General features: G+C 50.5%; 12 protein-coding genes. 9 read left to right on the top strand and 3 right to left on the bottom strand.

Going from position 1 to position 19,213, the window contains the following annotated elements:
- Positions 1-15 precede the first annotated feature (15 nt).
- The gene (locus BS614_RS28035) at positions 16-801 is read left to right on the top strand and encodes an AraC family transcriptional regulator (protein ID WP_036605807.1); all 786 of its coding nucleotides are present in this window, start codon (positions 16-18) and stop codon (positions 799-801) included.
- Positions 802-1,148: 347 nt separating this feature from the next.
- Here the strand turns inward: BS614_RS28035 and asd are convergent, their stop codons facing one another.
- Both asd and BS614_RS28025 read right to left on the bottom strand, forming a co-directional pair.
- Positions 1,149-1,940 carry an archaetidylserine decarboxylase gene (gene asd, locus BS614_RS28030; RefSeq protein WP_047841263.1) on the bottom strand — a complete coding sequence of 264 codons (792 nt, stop codon included), beginning with the start codon at positions 1,938-1,940 and terminating at the stop codon, positions 1,149-1,151.
- 85 nt (positions 1,941-2,025) lie between these two features.
- A complete protein-coding gene (locus BS614_RS28025; RefSeq protein ID WP_074096327.1) occupies positions 2,026-3,156 on the bottom strand; it encodes a YheC/YheD family endospore coat-associated protein in 1,131 nt (376 codons plus the stop codon).
- Between the two features lie 515 nt (positions 3,157-3,671).
- Between BS614_RS28025 and BS614_RS28015 the strand changes: the two genes are divergently transcribed.
- Positions 3,672-8,885 carry a WIAG-tail domain gene (locus BS614_RS28015; RefSeq protein WP_074096325.1) on the top strand — a complete coding sequence of 1,738 codons (5,214 nt, stop codon included), beginning with the start codon at positions 3,672-3,674 and terminating at the stop codon, positions 8,883-8,885.
- 170 nt (positions 8,886-9,055) lie between these two features.
- On the opposite strand, the gene BS614_RS28010 is transcribed toward BS614_RS28015, so the two are convergent.
- The gene (locus BS614_RS28010; protein ID WP_074096324.1) at positions 9,056-10,621 is read right to left on the bottom strand and encodes a M4 family metallopeptidase; all 1,566 of its coding nucleotides are present in this window, start codon (positions 10,619-10,621) and stop codon (positions 9,056-9,058) included.
- A 768-nt stretch (positions 10,622-11,389) separates the two neighbouring features.
- Here BS614_RS28010 and BS614_RS28005 point away from each other — a divergent pair.
- From BS614_RS28005 to BS614_RS27975, 7 genes are all read left to right on the top strand, one after another.
- Positions 11,390-12,346, top strand: a complete 957-nt coding sequence (locus BS614_RS28005; RefSeq protein WP_084174796.1) for a glycosyltransferase family 2 protein — start codon at positions 11,390-11,392, stop codon at positions 12,344-12,346.
- 41 nt (positions 12,347-12,387) lie between these two features.
- Entirely contained in the window at positions 12,388-13,503 is a 1,116-nt protein-coding gene (locus BS614_RS28000) for a glycosyltransferase family A protein (RefSeq protein ID WP_167544429.1), read from the top strand.
- Positions 13,500-14,273, top strand: a complete 774-nt coding sequence (locus tag BS614_RS27995; protein WP_074096323.1) for a glycosyltransferase family 2 protein — start codon at positions 13,500-13,502, stop codon at positions 14,271-14,273. Before BS614_RS28000 ends, BS614_RS27995 begins: the two co-directional genes overlap by 4 nt.
- The gene (locus BS614_RS27990) at positions 14,270-15,001 is read left to right on the top strand and encodes a sugar phosphate nucleotidyltransferase (protein WP_074096322.1); all 732 of its coding nucleotides are present in this window, start codon (positions 14,270-14,272) and stop codon (positions 14,999-15,001) included. The genes BS614_RS27995 and BS614_RS27990 overlap by 4 nt, the downstream gene beginning before the upstream one ends.
- Before the next feature lie 941 nt (positions 15,002-15,942).
- Positions 15,943-16,548, top strand: a complete 606-nt coding sequence (locus BS614_RS27985) for a GT-D fold domain-containing protein (protein WP_243391498.1) — start codon at positions 15,943-15,945, stop codon at positions 16,546-16,548.
- Positions 16,549-16,614: 66 nt separating this feature from the next.
- On the top strand, positions 16,615-18,342 hold the full coding sequence (locus BS614_RS27980; RefSeq protein ID WP_244898217.1) for a glycosyltransferase family 2 protein: 1,728 nt from the start codon (positions 16,615-16,617) through the stop codon (positions 18,340-18,342).
- Positions 18,343-18,695: 353 nt separating this feature from the next.
- Complete coding sequence (locus BS614_RS27975) at positions 18,696-18,974, top strand: glutaredoxin family protein (RefSeq protein ID WP_036605813.1); 279 nt, start codon at positions 18,696-18,698, stop codon at positions 18,972-18,974.
- The last annotated feature ends 239 nt before the right edge of the window (positions 18,975-19,213 follow it).

The following is a 19,213-nucleotide window of genomic DNA, read 5'->3' as shown; positions in this document are numbered from 1 at the left end:
AGGGGGAGTGGCGACATGCTGCAGGCATCGCCGTCATCATTTGTTATTTTGCCCGCTGTCGCCAAAATTGTCTGTGAACCGGGCTGGAAGTGGCAGAAACGGGAAAAACCGATGCAAAACTATGATTTATTTTATGTATGGAGTGGTGAAGGAACGCTTGTACTGAATGACCAGTCGTATGAAGTTGGCAAGGGTAGTTGTTTTTTGTTCAGGCCAGGAGATCATCCTACTGCAACACATAATAAGCAAAAACCGTTGGTACTTACGTATATTCACTTTGATGTGGACGTGCCTGTTGCTGACGTTCCCCAGTCCTATCGCGAGGTACAGGAAACGGTGGAGTTTGAGCACTTGCTGGCACGTTATGTAAGACTGTTCTTATCGGATGTGTACGGACGTGATGAAGAGAGTCGATTGATTCTGAAACAGCTGATGATTCATTTGCTGCGCGCCGATACGGAAGAACCTGTGGAGAAAAAGGTGAGCAATCAGTTGTCCGATGTCATCCAGGAGGTCGCCAATTATGTGCGTCAGCATCCGGGGATTACGCATCGGGTGGAAGACCTGGCTGCGCGGGCTGGCTTATCGCCCCGATACTTCTCGATCAAGTTCAAGGAACTGGTGGGATCATCGGTGCAATCTTATATTATCCGCATGCGTATTGAACGGGCGGAACATCTGCTGGTGCATACCGGCATGAATGTGACCGAAGTGGCGGATGCTCTGGGTTACCGGGATATTTTCTTCTTCAGTCGTCAGTTCAAGCAATATACCGGCAAAAGCCCGTCCGAGATTCGTTGAAATTCTGATGAGAAAAACAGGAAACCGTTTCAAATCTGGAATGCAAGGGTAATTATCTAGCATTCCAGATGACCAAAAGGGGGAACTTGTGATGAACGGAAAACGTCGGGTCCGCAACCGGGGATGCTCTACGAAGGGATGCAATATTTTCCGGAACCGTCTGCGTCGCTTCAAACCGGCAGAGGACTTGCAAGATGTGTGGTTTTGAGGAGAACTCAGCAGACCAATAACGACGGAGCGAAGCTTCGTATTGCATGTATATATGGATGAATATGAATTCATAAAGAGGATGGCGCAATACCTGGTTACAGGTGCTGCGCCATCCTCTTTATTTGCGTATGGACTCATTAGTTCTTCGGTTTCAAACGACCAAGCAATGCGCCCATTTTGACCGAATCGCCTGGCTGTAAGCCCGGGTTTGGTTCGAATGTGCCACTCTGCGTCAGCAGAACAACGGTGGAACCGAATTCAAAATAGGCCAGATCATCGCCTTGTGCCCAGGTACTTGTGTCCGTATCAGCATATTGTATGCTACTCACGTTCATCGCACCTACTTTGACAACCGCCACTTCACCGTAATCATGTGCGATATACGTAATGAGTCGTTCGTTTCGACTAAGCACGGATCTCATATGGGTCAGGCCAAAATCATTCACGGGATAAACTTTGCCTTTGATGTGCTCGCTCTCTATTTTGCGGCCGCTGACAGGTGCATGAATGCGGTGATAGTCGCGAGGGCTGAGATAGAGGACGAACCCGTACCCGTGCTTGTACTTCTCCAGATGGGGAGAATGGTTTAATAATTCAGCAAGTGTATAATTTTGTCCCTTAACATTCAGGAGTGTCCCTGCAGATATTGGACCGGCTGCCGTAATCTTGGCATCTACCGGGCTGATCAGTGCATGCTCTGAAAGTTCCAACGGGCGCATGCCCGGCTTTAATTTGCGGGTAAAGAAATCGTTCAGTGAACGGTATTCCTTCCAGTCTTTCTCGGCCTCCTGAACAGGGATGTCGTAGGTCCGGACAAAATAAGGGATAAATGCCTTACTTCCCCGGCTTTTGGAGAAGGCTCCCACGGTCCGGGAGATCCATTTGCGCGAAGAAAGCTCGGTCATTAATCGCAACAGCGTTTTTGCCATGAATATCCCCCTTAGGGTTAATGCGAACTTCAAGGCCGGCAAGACCGGCCGTTCTGCATAATATTGACACAGAATGCACACGAAATCAATATAGTCTCCTATCGTATGTCTGCGGTTGTCTCGGAATTCTCGAATTCTGTTCCAGCAGCAGACGCCCATAAGCCATCGGTTTGCTGTACGTTGCCTTCCAGTGTTCCGACATTCCCGCCTTGCGAAAACCGTAACGCTGATCCCGTCCATTGCATTCAATAAAATAGATCTGGCCGCTGCGCGTTATCCCGAGATCAAGACCCAGATCAGCCAGATGTGGCAGACTGGCCGCCAGGTTCTGGGCAATACGAAGTGCAACGAGTCCGATTCTGTATTCCAGTCGAGCCAGGTCAAAGCCAGATTCTCCTAATCCAAGGGCCTCTGCGAGCTTCATGACTTTACCGCCCTGGGCGATATTGCTGACAAACGTATGGGCAGGAGCCGCTTTGGCAAACATGCCTGTTATTCCCCAAAGACCATCGCTGCCCCGTTGTACAGATACCCGCAAATCTACCGGCCTGCCCTCATAACGTACCAGTGGGATACGCTCTTCAATGAGGTAGGCATGGCGAAAGATCCGCCTTAGGGTGGCGGAAGGAAGCTGTCCTTTGCTCAATCGGAAGGTAGCCCACCCTTTGCGTGCCGCCTTCGTCTCACAGGTTAGTTTCCACTGTCCATCTCGCTCAAAGACTCGCATAATCCCATGACCGATGCTACCGCTGCATGGTTTGATGACGAGGTCATCATATTGTTCCATCATATAGGCCAGAGACTCTGGCGTAGCTTTGACTGCACGGGGCAGGTGTTCTCGCAAGGCGAGGTCCTGATGAAGCATGTCATGAATGTGATCTTTACGGTACCGGTTGCGAACGTTGAATACCTGGATACCCTGCAACATCAGCTTGGTGATCTGATGCTGTTCCGTCCGGCGAAGCTGGAGTGAGCGGTTATGAATGACGGAGGGCAGTGGCATGCGCTCGCGAACATATCTGCCTTCTTTTTTTACATAGGCAAGACATGTTTTTTGATCCGAATCAATATCTTCCAGCCTCAAAAAGCAGGGAGTTAATCCATAACTGGCCGCTGCCTGTTCATAATTCGCGAGTGATTCCTGACCGGTCCTTCCGGCCGGTATCCCCCGGTACATGCGTGAATCGAACATAATGCCGATCGTTTCTTGGAGCATGACCGTTCCTCCTTCGATGTTATCGCGACCATGGAGCGTCCATTCATGGAATGCCGGCCTGTCACCGCATGGCTCAGACATCGCGATAACGCAGACCGGTGTGTAAGATGCATCGCCAAGCACTAGTGCTTGCTCAGGGCGTGTCTAAAACTCTGAAGGAAGCAGGTTTTGCCGAATTTTCGTTCCAAGCAAGGAAGTTTTCCGCAGGCGTGCCGGGGCACGTCAAGGGAAAGTGACACAGCAGGGGGCAAAAAGACGGTGAAAGATGCACTTCAGCGAGTTTTCAGACACGAACTAGATATAATATCCTATGACATGACTGGGACGGGGGCGTGGACAGCCGCCTTTCCTCTGCTGCCCTGACACGCCTATTTCCACGAAGATCATCGAACCTTCCTGTCTTGACGCCCGTACATTCGTGCTCTGGAATCCGCAAAAGTCATAAATGAAGTGGCAGATGCCCAGATGGAAGCATATGATGCCGGAGACGAACGTTAGAGGAAGGAGCAAGCTGCATGAGTAAAAATGGCAAAAAGAAGGTTCCGACGCCGAAACTGCGGCATGTGAGCCCGAAATACAAGGAATTGGAACTGACTGATCGCCGGGCAGACAAGATGAACTCAGGTTTCACTGTGAATAGGGAAGAACGCTTGAATACGAATAAAAGGGATTCGAGAGCTGTTCAGGAGTCGGAAGAATTCCTATTCGACTCAATGGAGCTACCTGCTTCAACAAACGAGCTGGAAGAGTTAGAGATCGAAGCCGAAATCAAGCCGGAACCCCTAGAGTCTGATAGCAAGGAAATCGAGACAGAAGATAGCTCGGATAAGCAGATTCAGGTTAGCAGCGTGGCTCCGCTTGTTCTGGAAGAAGAGGTGGGTATCATCAAACAAGAAACAACAAGCAAGGACCGGCTGCAGATCCTGAACCAGAACCAGATGCCGGGTCATACCGGACATTACATCTACACGGACGACTTAAGTGAATTTGCTGTTACGGAGAGCAAGTTGGCTCCTTTCTCTGTAGATGCCTCCAAGCTGAAACCGGATGCGGTCGGCAGTGAAGCATTACAGGATTATGCGGTGACCAGCATTCACATTGCAGACGGGGCCATCGTTTCAGCGAAACTTGCGGAAGCATCTGTATCTGAGGAGCACCTGATTGACGGTTCTGTGTCTGGTCACAAAATACGAAATGCTTCTATTGCAGGCGAGAAAATCAGAGATGGCAGTATTACTTCTCAGAAGCTTGGCAACCAGGCCATCGATTCGGCCAAAATTGCCGACGGTTCCATCAGCACAAGACATCTCAGCCGCATGCTGGTAACTGAAGAATTAATCAAAAATCATGCCGTAACTGGAGACAAGATCGCGATTAGCGGGGTGGATACAAGGCATCTCACGGGAGGAGCTGTGAATACCTCCAAACTGGCTGACGATGCAGTGACTACAACCAAAATTCGTGAAGCTGCTGTCACAGGCAGCAAAATCGAAGAACACTCCATCGAGTCTCACCATATTCAGGCAGGTGCTGTTAAACAGACACATCTGGCAGAAGGGTCTGTCGGTCGTTCACAACTATTAAATGGCAGTATTGGAAGTGACCAGATAGAGGATGGATCCATACAAACGAGACATTTAGCTGAGGGTTCATTAAGTGGAAGACATCTACTGGACGGTTCAATCGGTTCAAGCCAGATTCGAGCTCATTCCGTTGGCAAGGAGCAGATTGGCAATGGAGAAGTGGGCAGTGAGCATTTGACAGAAGGTGCAGTAACCAGCAGCAAACTGGCAGACCAGTCTGTTGGAACAGCAAAATTGCTGGAGCAGTCCATTACGGCATCCAAGATCTCTGATCAGAGCGTCATTTCTTCCAAAATTGCGGATGAAGCCGTACAGGGTAAACATCTTGCCAAAGGGTCCATTCGTGCGGAACACATTGCAAATCGGGGAATTACGCCGGTACATGTGGACAATTCCGCAATTCACTCTATTCACATTGCAAGTGGAAGCATCGAGGCAGCTCATCTATCTGCCGGAAGTGTGTCCGGAGACGCTCTTGCAGACGACGTGGTGTGTGAGCGGCATCTTGCAGAGTCGGCCGTGGGTACGTATGAATTGCAGGATGCTGCCGTTACAGACGTTAAACTCGCGGATGGAAGTGTGACAACAGAAAAGCTTGGAACGGCATCGGTGAGTAGCAGAGCGCTTGCCCCGGGAAGTGTTATATCCTCGCATCTTGCGAGTGGTGGAGTCACAGGGACACATCTGGCTCCAGGCAGCGTGGGTTCCGAGGCCCTGAGACCTTATGCAGTGAAATCGGAACACCTGACAGAACATGCCGTAAGTGTACCTCATCTTCAGCCGGGTAGTGTTGAAACGGATGCGATTGCACGGGCCGCGGTCACAACAGACAAATTGGCTATTGATAGTGTAACTTCAGCCCAGCTGGCTGGTGGGTCCATTTTTCCGCCTCATCTAACAGATCATGCGGTTACCTCCCCCAAGCTTTCACCAGAGAGTGTTGCAACAGATAAACTGGCGGATTTTGCTGTCACATCAGCTAAACTGGCAGACGGCAGCGTGACTTCTTCCAAGATTATGGCAGAGAGCATTAACGCCAAACATATTCCATCAGGAACCATTCGCGGATATCACCTGAAGCAGCATTCCGTTTCCCTGGAACATTTGTCGGAAGAAATACGCTCGCCCGAGTTATTCGCTGATGGCAGTATTACCGGCAACAAACTTCGGCATGGCTCCATAAGTGCGGACCATTTGACAGCAGACTCGGTATCCGGAGCAGAACTGCAACAGGCTGCTGTAGGTAGCGAGCACTTGCAGCCATCCGTTGTACAATCCGTCCATCTGGCTGAAGGCAGCGTGAAATCTGACCATTTGGGAACTCAAGTAGTGAGCTCAGAGCATCTGAAGGCAGACATCATTCATGAGGAGCATATTGCTGAACAGGTGGTCACATCGCATCACTTGGCACCCGGATCTGTCGAAACAGACCATCTGGCACCTTTATCCATTACAGCGGCTCACCTTCAGCCAGGTTTGATCAGTGGTTTGCATCTTCAGGCAGAGTCGACAAGTGCTGTTCACCTGCAGCAAGGAGCTGTGCATTCCCGTCATATTCAAGATGGTGAAATTCTTCCTCATCATATCCATGAACGCAGCATCGGAACATCTCATCTGGAAGAAGAAGCGGTAAGTACGATTATTTTGCAGGATGAATCTGTAACACGCTCCAAACTAGCAACGGGTAGTGTGGATGGCAGCAAATTAGCTGCAGGAACCGTATCCGCTACTCACATCGCCAATGAAAGTGTGCAAACCCGTCATATCCAAGAAGGAGCAATCCTTGCTGATCATATTCAAGAGTGCAGTATAGGCTCAGTTCATCTGGATGAGGAGTCTGTAAGTGCGGTTCATTTGCAAAATGGATCTGTAACGAGTGCCAAACTGGCGGATGGCAGTATCAACGGAAGCAAATTGCTTGAAGGAACCGTATCGGGGATTCATATTGCGTCCGAAAGTGTGCAACCCGGGCATATCCAGGCTGGGGCTATTCATGCTGACCATATTCAGGAGCGGAGCATCGGCACAACCCATCTGGAGGAGGAAGCAGTAAGTGCGATTCACCTGCAAAATGGGTCTGTCATCAGTACCAAACTGGCCGACGGCAGTGTAACCGGCAGCAAGTTGATCGAAGATGCGGTGTCGGGAATCCATATCGCATCGGAAAGTGTGCAATCCCGCCATATTCAGGAAGGAGCAATCTTTGCTGACCATATTCAGGAGCACAGCATCGGCATGCTTCACTTGGAACAGGAAGCAGTAAGTGCCATTCATCTGCAAAATGGATCTGTAACAAGTACCAAGTTGGCCGACGGCAGTGTAACCGGCAGCAAGTTGCTTGAAGGTGCAGTATCAGATATCCACATTGCAGACGATAGTGTGCAATCCAGTAAGATTCAGGCAGGAGCCATTCATGCTGATCATATTCAAGAGCGGAGCATCGGCACAGCACATTTGGAAGAGGAGTCTGTAAGTGCCATTCATTTGCAAAATGGATCTGTAACGAGTGCCAAACTGGCGGATAGCAGTATAACTGGCAGCAAGTTACTCGAAGGTACGGTATCGGGGGTTCATATCGCATCGGAAAGTGTGCAATCCGGGCATATTCAGGCAGGAGCTATTCATGCTGGTCATATTCAGGAGCGAAGCATAGGCACAGCCCATCTGGAAGAGGAAGCCGTAAGTGCGGTTCATCTGCAAAATGGGTCCGTCACAAGTGCCAAATTGGCTGACAGTAGCATTAGCGGCAGCAAATTGCTCGAAGATGCTGTATTGGGGAGCCATATCGCGTCGGAAAGTGTGCAAACTCGCCATATCCAGGCAGGAGCAATCCTTGCTGATCATATTCAGGAGCATAGCATTGGTGCGTCTCATCTGGAGGAGGAAGCAATAAGTGCGGTTCATCTGCAAAATGAATCTGTAACGAGTGCCAAACTGGCGGATGGCAGTGTGAGCAGCAGCAAACTGCTTGAAGATGCAGTGTCGGATGTCCATATTGCCAATGCAAGTGTACAATCCCGTCATATCCAAGAGAAAGCCATACATGCTGACCATATTCAAGAGCGAAGCATTGGGATCTCCCACCTCAAAGCGGAATCGGTAAGTGCGATTCACCTGCACAATGGTTCCATAACAAGTGCCAAAATGGCTGACGGCAGTGTAAACGGTAATAAATTGCTCGAAGGTGCGGTATCGGCTATCCACATAGCAGACAAAAGTGTGCAAACTCGTCATATTCAGGATGGAACCATTCTTGCTGATCATATTCAAGAACGCAGTATTCGCACAACTCATCTGGAAGAGGAAGCAGTAAGCGGGGTTCATCTGCAAAATGGGTCCGTCACAAGTGCCAAATTGGCCGATGGCAGCGTGAACGGCAGCAAACTGAGTGAGCAGAGTATTACCTCTAATCATTTGAATGCCGGGATTGTAGGTCCAGCGCATTTGAGCGAAGAGATATGGAATGCGATTCGTCAGTTCAGTGGAGAAACGCTGGAGCAGCTGGCAGCTATCAAAAGACAAGAGGGATTGCTTCAACCAGAAAATGAGGTTGTACAGCAATCACAGCAGGTAATCGTCGAGGAATTACCGAGTGCTGGTCTGGAGCAACAACAAGAGCTGATATCCCAAACAGATCAGCTTGGCGAACCATCGGCAGCTTTGTTCACAACTGAGCAGGCAGTGCAGGCAGATCAGGAAGATCAGGCTCAGCAACCACAGCTTGAACGGTCACAGGAGATCGTTGGAACTACGGAGTTTATGTTGAGTGAACAATCGATTACACAGGAGCATCTGTGTGATGATGCCGTGGGCAGCAACCAGTTGCAATCGGGTGCAGTTCAGGCCAAACATCTGGCCTTCCAACCCGTTCGCAGCGTAAGCAAGCAACCGGTTGTACAACAATTCGGGATGGAAGCTTTTGTACTGCCAGAGAGTGAAGTATGCACAGAGGTAACTGTTGTTTTTGAAGAACCATTTGCTTCAGAACATTATGTGATTGTGGGCATGAGTAATGATCGGGGATTCCAGATTTCCCTGCTGTCGCAGAGTGAGGATGAAGCGGTACTTGAAGTGTCACGTACAGCAGATTGCAAGCATACGTACGGGTTGTTGTCATGGATTGCTGCGGGACCTTCGCAAGGATAGTGCAGGATTGTATCCGTAATAAACAAATGACAAAAGCGGTGTCCAGAGTTGTCCGGGACACCGCTTTTGGTTGATCTAAGCTTAATCCGTTCGGACGGTGAGGGGTGTCTGAACGTTTTGTTACCATTATGATGAGTACATTATAAGTTCAACCACAATAAAATAAGATTTTACAGGCCTACAGCTTGATACGCTTTGGTAATAGCAGTAGCTTCAGCGGAAGTTGCTCCGTACAGATCTTTGGCTGCTTGAATGGTAGCAGTTTTGGCAGCGGCAAATTTGGACGTTGGTGTCAGGTAGTTCACCAGTGTGCTGTAGAAAATCTGGATCGCTTTATCCCGGCCGATTCCGGTAACAGTCACACCATTATGTGTTCCGCCTTGAGCAGCAAGGTAGTAAGCTTTGTTGATGATACCACTGTTGGTATGGACACCGCCGTTGTCCTGTGTGCCTGTGTAGCGATCGCTGTATTTGTCAGGTTGACCATACAACGTAGGATTGGAGAGGGAGCGTAGCGCATCTCCTGGAATGTTAGGTGTGTAGATATCATCACCGAGCAGCCAGTTTTTGCTTTGGATCGTATTACCGAAAATATCGGCGAAAGCTTCGTTGAGTGCACCTGGTTCATTGCGATATTCCAGATTGGCTGTATATTCAATAACACCATGCGTCAATTCATGACCCACAACATCCAGATCACCAGACAGGGATCGGAACGTCGTTCCGTCTCCGTCACCAAAGACAATCTGTGTCCCGTTCCAGAAGGCGTTATTGTAATTGGAGCCGTAGTGAACGGTCGATCTGATCAACAATCCGTTACCATTAATACCGTTACGGTTGAATTTGTTTTTGTAGAAATCATACGTAGCAGCTGCATGGGCGTGGGCATCTACACCTGCACGATCGGTCCATACATTATCCGAATCTGTGAGCAAGGTACCAGGCAGTGAGGAGCCATTGTTCGCCGTGTACGTTTGGATGCCATTGCCGCGAGTGGTGTCTTTCAGTTGGAAGGTGCTGCCGGATTGGGTGGTTGTCAGGGTTTTGGTATCTCCAAGCACGCCTGTACCTGTTCCAGTGGCAAAGTTAATGAGGTCAAACTGGGATACGATACTGCCATCCACTGCGTTAATGAAATATTTGGTCCGTAGAGGGGCAGGTTCCAGTACGTTTACTTCCGTAATGTAAACCAGATACGTCTGACCATCTACTTCATGATGATAGATGTTCAATTCAGCTTGAGGTGTGATTTCCGCGGCACCAAGCTCTCCAATCCGGGAAGTTGCTTCTTCGGTTGCAATACGGATCGCGTCTTCTCCGCTGATCTCGGCTACACCATCATTCGGAATGGACTGCTCTTCAATCGGTGGAAGATCGCCAAGTGCGGAGCTCACGGCTCCGGTTTTGTCCAGGTGCACCGTCTGTTCTGCACCATAAACCGGGATACCTTTAATATATTGTTTCAGGCGGAAGTGTCTTACGCCAGATGTATCTGTGTTTCTTTTAACAATTTTGAGCTGGGATTTCACATCGGTATTCAGAAATTGTTCCTGCTGTCCAAGATAATTAAAGATAGTGTCATCTGTTCCACTGTTCAATGGAATACCCTCCTCAGAGGCATAAGGGGCCTGAAGTGGAATGGATTGATCAGACACTGGAGCTGCAGTAGCAGAGGACACGGAAGCGAGCAAAAGAGCTCCTCCAAGAATTGTTGGCATAACTTTGGCGAATTTCATAGTAAACTCTCCCATTCTTAAATTATTTTTTTGTTGGAAAATGTTTATGCCTATCTCGGTTGGATTTCCGTCTGCAACTTGGGCAGCGCGGAGCGTGGGGCTGAACCTGAAGCGTGGAATGAGACAAGAAACGATTGGAACAAAATCGGCTTGGCCTTAGCTCGGGAAGTGTTAAGCACGACACCAAACAAAAAGGATAACCGTTTATTCAGCTCAGCCCGAAGGTTTAATCGTCTATTGTGTTCCTCTTTCAGAAAGCCGGGGGTTGTCCAATTGCGCAGGTAGAAGATACGTTCACGGAAAACTGGGGTGTTCAATCCGGGTTTGCGTAAATGACAAAGGCAGTGTGTTCTGAACGGCATCACTCCTCTCAAGAGTAGAATGAATCTGTTTAACAGGTTCTGTGAATGAGGTCATAATCTAATCAACCTAAGGTCAATAAATTGATTTAAAAAACATGTGGGAACTTATGTTCACCTCAAGGTTATTTTTGTAAATAAAACTGCTTGGAACGTATATTATCACAATGTAAAACTTTGGAAAAGATACAATTTTAGATTTTTGTTAAATTTGTGTCTGAAGTAGGGGAGAGGTAGCGTTTTTCACATATTTTGACGTATTTTGTCTAAAAGCAAGGCCTGTACCCTCGTGTTCACAGGGAGAACCTGCTTAGTGCAAGGACAAACGCCGTTTCCACTGCTCCACGAATACATAGAATAACGTGTACTCCCTTGGCATGCCGATGATCGAATGCGGGAGGTGAAACTGTTGCGCAAAACCCGTACCACAGCACGTTATGCAACCCGATCCAATGTGACACGAAGAAAAACAGTGCTGAAGAAACGAAGATGGAAGTCTGGACACAAAAAGGGTACAAAGGCCTATACGTTCGTTATTTCATCCAAACAGCTGATGTCACAGGCTAAGGATGGAGTAGAGAATGGCGCGGAAAATGGCATGAGTGATGCTCCTTCACACAGGGATGTTTCTCAGCGACCGATGCTCTCGGTCATTATCCCTGCTATGAATGAGGAGAAAAGGATTGGTGCAGTTGTACGTGAAGCGCTGCGGATATGCCGTGAAGCTGAAGTGCTTGTCGTTGTGAATGGTTCAACAGACGGTACAGCTAAAGCAGCCAAACGGGCTGGAGCACGAGTGCTCACGTATGCAGAAGCGCTGGGGCATGATGGAGGACGAAAAGTAGGCGCAGCGGAGGCGCGCGGTCAGGTGTTGCTATTTACTGATGCAGATATCGCAATTCCCGCAGAGCATCTTGCACCTTACGTGAAGGCTGTGCTGAAGGGAACGGATGTGGCGCTTAACGACTACCATGGGCCGGTCACTCATCATCCCGTTCATCCGGTAGTGGAGGCCAAACACATGTTGAACAGCATACTCGCAAGATCCGATCTCCGGGGGGCATCCATGACAGCAATTCCACATGCAATAAGCCGAAAAGGGCTTGAGGTCATGGGGATATCCTCACTGGAAGTTCCGCCACTCGCACAAGCGAAGGCAGTGATCGGCGGACTTCGGGTACGCGCTGTTCATCACGTACCTGTGGGTAGAATGAATGCAGTACGAATCAAGAAGCGAAGAGGACCTGATCCGCTCAGTCAAGTGGTACTGAATGATCATATGGCAGCGATTAAGTGGATTACGGATACGCTCGGTCCCCGCGGAGGTTATACCGATCTGAAACGTGTTCGCAACCTGGCGAGGTAAGCATGTCGCATCGGATGATGCAACATGCTGGAGGTGAGGAAATGAAGGGACGTTCAGGGGTTGTCCGCCGCAGGCGGACAACAAGTAGACAAATGACAGCAGGAAGAACAGTAATGAACAAGCGTCATAGGAACAAGAAGCATGTAGATATTCAAAAAAAAAGAAGAAGCCGAGCAAAGTCTGGCCCAGTAAATCTGCACTTGATGTGGAAAGCGGGGCAAGTTGCAGGAAGCGAGGCAGAGGCAAACAACACAGTATCAGAAGAACATGCACGTCTCGTATGGAATGCACACGCGGCGAACGTTGCGGAGCTAAGCAACTTCGAGCTAGCCCTGAAAGCGGGTAAGGCATTTATGCAGGGTTATGCTCAGGCCTCGGGACATTCATTCCAGATCGTGCCATTACCTCTTCGTCATTCAGCTGCTGCCATTGTCTGTGCCTGTAATGAAGAACACACACTGGGGCAGGTGTTATTGCAACTAAAGCGGTTGCCTCTGACGGATATTATTGTGGTACTGAATGGAACGACAGACGACAGTTTGAAACAGGTACTAAGGCAGCCGGGACTTACAGTAATCTATGAACCGGATCGTGCAGGACATGATGTGGGCCGGGCACTTGGAGCCAAGATGACGGATGCGGAGACGGTACTTTTTGTGGATGGAGATATGGTCGTCTCGGCTGAACAGCTTGCACCCTTTCTGTTCGCGGTTGATCGGGGACAGGATGTGGCGTTGAATAATCTGACGTCTTTGCTGCCTGCGTTTGCAGGGCAGGATGAGGTAAGCCGGATCAAAGCATATCTGAACCGGACATTAGGCAGGGCAGATCTTGGTTCCAATTCCATGACAGCCGTGCCTCATGCATTGTCTCGTCGTATGATTCAGACGGTGAAGCCAGCATCACTGGCCGTTCCACCTAAGGCACAAAGTCTAGCTATTCAGCATGGAATGAACGTCTCGGCACCAAGTCAGGTGGATGTTATTCGTTCCAATCGGTTGCGTCCTGGTAACACGGGAAGTGGGAATGATGTCGCCAGATTGATCATCGGAGATCATCTGGAGGCACTGGCTACATTGCTGGGTACAGGTTGGAATCCAGCCCAGGCACATACACTCTCCCGTGTAGAAGTGGCTTACAGGAGGAACGCCAGATGACACTGACGAGTATGATTATCCCAACTTACAATGGGCTGAATCTGATCAGGCCCTGCATCGATGCCATACGTCAATACTCGGGCGATCCTGCGTCATATGAAATTATCGTAGTAGATAACGGTTCGACGGATGGAACGGCTGAATATTGTGCGCTGGAGCGAATTCGATTTGTAAGGTTCCCGGACAATCGGGGGTTTCCGGCAGCGTGTAACGCTGGACTTCGTGCAGCTTGCGGGGATGAGTTGTTGCTGTTGAACAATGATGTTACGGTCACGCCCCGTTGGCTGGAGAACCTGCGAATGGCTCTGTACAGTGACGCAAGTATTGGGATCACGGGTCCTGTTACGAATTATGCAAGCGGCATCCAGCAGATTGAACTGGCGTTTCGGGATATGGAACATTTTCAGGAGTTGGCCAATTCCAATAATGTTGCGGATTCTTCAAGGTGGAGGGAAGTACGCCGGATCGTCGGTCTGTGCATGCTGATGAAACGAGATGTCGTGGAATCGGTTGGACTGCTTGATGAGGCATATTCTCCGGGACACTATGAGGATGACGATTATTGTTATAGAGCAAGATTGCAGGGATACCGCCTGCTGGTATGTGGAGATGTTCTCGTGCATCATCAGGGAAGTGCCAGCTTCCAGAAGACAGATCCGGTAGCGTGGAAACAGCTGCTTGAGCGTAATCGTTCGATTTTTATGAGCAAATGGCATGTCGATCCGCTTGAATATATGGACATATCCGATGAAGGAGGGAACGTGGAATGAAAGGTGTAATTCTTGCCGGCGGAACAGGAACTAGACTGTATCCGCTGACCCGGCTCATTAACAAACATCTGCTTCCAGTCGGTAAACATCCGATGATTATGTATGGCATCGACAGGCTCCGCCAGGCAGGCATTGATGAACTATTGATTGTGATCAACAAACATTCCGCCGGGTTATATACAGAGTATCTTGGTGGCGGAGCAGATCATGGCGTGAAGTTGACTTATCGCATTCAGGAAAAGGCAGGCGGGATTGCGGAAGCGTTGGATCTGGCGACCACTTTTATTCTTCCTGGCGAAAAATTCGTTGTGCTTCTCGGAGATAATCTCTTCAGCGATGATCTGAAGCCTTATGTGGACCGTTACATGCAGCAACCTGCTGGTACAGCGCGAGTTCTGCTCAAAGAGGTGGATGATGCTCGACGTTACGGGGTGCCTGTTTTTGATCCAAAGCATCCAGAGCGAATCTCGTATATTGAGGAGAAGCCAAGCCAGCCGAAAACCTCTTATTGTGTGACGGGCATATACATGTATGACGATCATGTATTTAACCTGATTCGCAACATTGCGCCGTCTGCGCGTGGAGAACTTGAAATTACGGATGTGAATAATCACTACGCGTCTGCTGGCGGACTGGAATACGACATTTTGCAGAAATACTGGAGTGATGCAGGTACATTTGAATCGCTCCAGGAAGCAGCTGTCCGTATGAAAGGACAATTGCCCTAAAATATATGCGACTGATGCTGCCGCTGTGCGGTGCCCCATGGGAGCAGAACACTCTGCGCCGGAGCTGGAAGGATGCTCCGGCGCTTTGCGCAGCGACAATCCTCGTGCATGCCAAAGGAGGGAATGGCGTGAGAGTAGTGACACGCACCGGGGCCGCTAAGGCCTCCGTGTCGGGTAAGCCCCGGGGCATCCACCCGGCTGTATTTATGGGCAGTGGCACTCCGGCAGCAGCAGGTACAGGGTCTGCTGGAGTCAAAGGTGTGAAGTCAGGGAAACGTAGTACCCCGACCAAAGCGGGTACATCTGCCGGCGCAGCGCATAAGGCTGCTGCAAGGAAAGCTAGCAGCACAGGCAGTGTTGTTGGCAGAGCAGGCAAAGCTGGCTCTGCGAGTGCGAGCAGAGCGGCAAGAGCCAGCCGCACCGGCAAAGGCAAAGCCGGCCTGCGCCAGGCCACTGCTGGGCGCAGGCCGGCATCAGCGCGGGGCCGGCGTGCCGCTGCCCGCGCCAAGCAGCGCACGGCGATGCGCCGTGCGCCCTTGCCAGCACCGCAAGCCAGCACGCCACAGGCGATGCCTGCCAGCGGTGCTGGCCCCGCCCCGCGCCAGGCGACACACCCGAAGGGTGTCGCCCCCGCGGGGCGGGGAGGCGCTGCCGGCGCGAAGGCGGGCAGCGCGAAGGGTTTGCCGCCTCCGCCCGCGGAGCACGCAGTGCAGGCGGAGGCCGTGCCCGGCGGCTACGCCGAGGGCTACCGCGACGGCGTATTCGCCGGCGGGGAGGCGCTGGTGGCGCAGCACATCCCGCCGGATCACATTCTGCCTGCCGTGGCGGCGGCAGATCTGATCGCGGCGGGATTCCGCCAATATGCGCCCAGCCTGGCCCGGCTGTCCAGCCCTCATGAGATGGCTGGACACATCACGGCGGCGCTGGATGCGCAGCGCCCCTTGTCTGTCGTTCGCCTCGGAGATGGCGAACTGCTCACGCTGGCAGCCGATACGGTGCTGCCAGGCCAGGAAGTGCAGGAGCTGGCACCGTTTCTGCCCTATGCAGGGGTGCCATGCTCAACGCCAGACATCCGCGCGATGCTTGCGGAAGCCATACAGGCCGCCGACTGGGTTGGCGTGCCGATCTCACGGGCACCGACATTCCAGGGGTTGTTATTCCCGGTATTGCGCCACTTCGGGATCGACTGGTCTCGGCTGAAATTGACCAGTTCCACGATCAATTACAGTCTGCATCAGTCCGGCCTGGTGTTGCCCTTGCTACAAGGACGGCGGGTTCTGCTCATAGGCAGCCAGGCACCAGAGCTTGCGGCACTGCTGCATAACCGGGGGATTCATGTCACAGGCATTATTGGTTCTGTGGCGGGAGTCATGGATATTCCAAAGGTGATGCAGCAAACCGCAGAACATGCTTTTGATATCGCGTTGGTGGCGGCGGGAATTCCGGCGGTCATTCTGTGTCGGCGAATTGCAGGTGAACTCGGCAAGGTCGCTCTGGATTTTGGACATTTGGCTGACAAACTGGTAACAGGAGAGCTTCAACTCTAGTGGACCGTCCGGGGGCTGGTTATGTGCGTGTTGGCCTCACGGACAAGTGGAAATGGAGGGAGCAACATGAACACACCCGATCAACATCGCGGGGAAGGACGTCATGGTCGTAACAACAAGGTTAATGCTCGAAATGTTGTCCGTCGAAAAGGTCACAGTCATCACAACATCACTCCAAATATCAGCACTCACAGTGACAACAGCCGCAGTGAAAACAACAGGAATGGCAGCATAAGCAGCGAAAAAAAAGCGGCCCGCCGTGCCACACAGCACGATCTCTCGCGACCTGACATGGCAGTCCTGCATGCAGCAGGTCGTCGCTCAATACGGAAATCCAGACGTAAAGGCAAAAGCAGGCGCACAGCCAAAGGCGCCAGGCTCTACAAACAGGGGTATACCAGAGGATACAACGAAGGTATCCGCCAGGGACAGAGCTCGTTTGGTCTTGTTTTTGAAGGGGTCAGCATCATTATCCCCACGTACAATCAGCGGGAGTATGTGCTGAAATGTGTGTCCAGTATCGAAAAGCATACCCCTGCCCCCTTCGAAATCATTGTCGTGGATAATGCCTCCAAGGATGGAACTGCCGAGGCGATGCTCCGCAAAGGCGGCATGGTGAGGGTGGCTGCCCTGGATAAGAACCGGGGGTTTGCTGGAGGTGTCAATCATGGGCTGATGATGGCGAGAGGACGACATATCATCGTGCTGAACAACGATACGCTCGTTACTCCGGGCTGGCTGGATAACATGATGACTTGTCTTGCCAGTGATCCGAAGATTGGTGTGGTGGGTCCGGTGACCAACTATATTGGCGGGGATCAGCAGATTCAGGTTCCGTACCGTGAGGTAGAAGAGATGTGGTCTTTTGCCGCCACACATAATCGTCCGGATGCAGACAAACATCGAATAACCGATCGCTTGGTCGGATTCTGCTGGCTGTTCTCACGGGAGCTGCTGGAACGGGTAGGTTATCTGGACGAAGGGTACGCGGTGGGCAATTTCGAAGATGATGACTGGATCATCCGGGTGAAGCTGGCAGGATACCAGCTTGCGGTAGCCGGGGATGCTTTTATCCACCACTTTGGAAGTGTCAGTATGAAAGCCTTGGGTGAGCAAGACTTTGCTGTAGTGAATAAGGATAACGAGCAGTTTTATAGCCAAAAGTGGGGAGATCCTCATGCGCTGGTTGCCGAAACCTCCCGCTTGGCTAGACAACAAACCTCTGGTACCCCATCCGGTCAACAAGAGGAGGGTGATACAAACCCAATGGATCCGCGTCAGCGAATCTCAACGCAGGGCAGCCAAGATCCAGCATTACATTTCAGACACAGTTATGACTTCTACCCGGAAGGTTCGTTCCTGTCCGATGCCAAAGGAGATGTCTATACTTTAACCGGCGGTCGGCGGCGGAAGCTGAATATCCCTGTACCGCGTGGAATATCTCCTGTTCAGGTTGCCAAACCGGACCTGCTCGCCATTCCTGCCGAAGAAGCACTGATATCAGCGGGGGACGTGCAAGGATGGCCGAGGGAATCACAACAGGTGCATACGACAGCGGTTCATGGTTCTCACCATGGTTGGGCAGAAGGAAGTATTGTTGCCGCAGTGGACGCACCCGAGATTCGATATCAGATCAGCGGAGACAAGCGGAGACGATTTGTATCGGTCTATGCGGCAGAACGTTGGGGTGTACATTCTGGGCATATTATCAGCGTGTCTGCGGACCAACTGAATTCGATGGAAGAAGGCTGGCCCATTATCGCCCCACCTCAGCTCTTGAACCCAGATCTGTAATGTCAGGCGATCTGTTTATGCGAATCAGCAGCATGATGCGGAATGGAAAATGTAGCGGTGTCCTGTTTAATCGCTCTGATTCATTCCGCATCCGAATATTACATATGAGTTGGTAGCTAGACTACTGAAGCAATAGCGATTAATTCCTGTAAAATAAGCGATCTTTCAAATTTATAATTTAATCTTTCTATTTGGTTATAGGTTTATTCTATTAGCAGATCCATTGACGCAGGAAGGGCACAGGAGTACATTTAGAGCCATAATTCTTATTTAACAGATGGGAATTGAAGGTCTAGGGCGTTCATATTCAATCGCCCAGATCTTGATCTTAAAACTAATCAGGAGGTATGTCGATGTCATCATCAACCAAAAAAGTCGTGCTGTGGAGCAAAACAGGCTGTCATTTCTGCGGGGAAGTGAAAGCATTTCTGACAGAGCGAAACCAGCCTTTTGAGAACATTGAAGTGCAGGGCAATGACGTGCTGCGTGATGTGCTTGAAGCAAAATATGGCATTCGGCATGTACCCGTTATTGAAGTGGGAGGGGACGGCAAGTTTGAAGCCTTGCTGGAACCTGATCTGGAGAAGCTGGCGGAACTTCTGGCACGAGCGGACGAAGCGGCAGCAGTCTAACGGGAGTGGATATATACCTTTGAAGCAAGCCGTTCCGGCTGTTGTATGATGCACGATCGCATTTGTACAGCAGCTGGAACGTTCATAAGTTATAGCTCTCTTGGGATGTAAATGGTCTTATTTACATCTTCAATGTTCATATAGAAAAAATCTATTAGTCACGCTGTTGACCCTTTTACGGGGCAGTGATAAGATTTGTGAAATTAAAACAAACCAAACTCATAGGAATAGTTAACTTT

Origin of the sequence: Paenibacillus xylanexedens, assembly GCF_001908275.1 — a bacterium.
GTDB lineage: Bacteria > Bacillota > Bacilli > Paenibacillales > Paenibacillaceae > Paenibacillus > Paenibacillus xylanexedens_A.
The sequence above is the reverse complement of the archived record's forward strand: the minus strand, read 5'-3'. Positions and strand labels throughout refer to the sequence as shown.

What these genes read in the sequence shown, in the direction of transcription:
- BS614_RS27980 (WP_244898217.1), top strand. Translation starts at nt 16,615, where the DNA reads ATGAACACACCCGATCAACATCGCGGGGAAGGACGTCATGGTCGTAAC.
- asd (WP_047841263.1), bottom strand. Translation starts at nt 1,940, where the DNA reads ATGGCAAAAACGCTGTTGCGATTAATGACCGAGCTTTCTTCGCGCAAA.
- BS614_RS28035 (WP_036605807.1), top strand. Translation starts at nt 16, where the DNA reads ATGCTGCAGGCATCGCCGTCATCATTTGTTATTTTGCCCGCTGTCGCC.
- BS614_RS27975 (WP_036605813.1), top strand. Translation starts at nt 18,696, where the DNA reads ATGTCATCATCAACCAAAAAAGTCGTGCTGTGGAGCAAAACAGGCTGT.
- BS614_RS28000 (WP_167544429.1), top strand. Translation starts at nt 12,388, where the DNA reads ATGAAGGGACGTTCAGGGGTTGTCCGCCGCAGGCGGACAACAAGTAGA.
- BS614_RS27990 (WP_074096322.1), top strand. Translation starts at nt 14,270, where the DNA reads ATGAAAGGTGTAATTCTTGCCGGCGGAACAGGAACTAGACTGTATCCG.
- BS614_RS28015 (WP_074096325.1), top strand. Translation starts at nt 3,672, where the DNA reads ATGAGTAAAAATGGCAAAAAGAAGGTTCCGACGCCGAAACTGCGGCAT.
- BS614_RS28010 (WP_074096324.1), bottom strand. Translation starts at nt 10,621, where the DNA reads ATGAAATTCGCCAAAGTTATGCCAACAATTCTTGGAGGAGCTCTTTTG.
- BS614_RS28025 (WP_074096327.1), bottom strand. Translation starts at nt 3,156, where the DNA reads ATGCTCCAAGAAACGATCGGCATTATGTTCGATTCACGCATGTACCGG.
- BS614_RS27995 (WP_074096323.1), top strand. Translation starts at nt 13,500, where the DNA reads ATGACACTGACGAGTATGATTATCCCAACTTACAATGGGCTGAATCTG.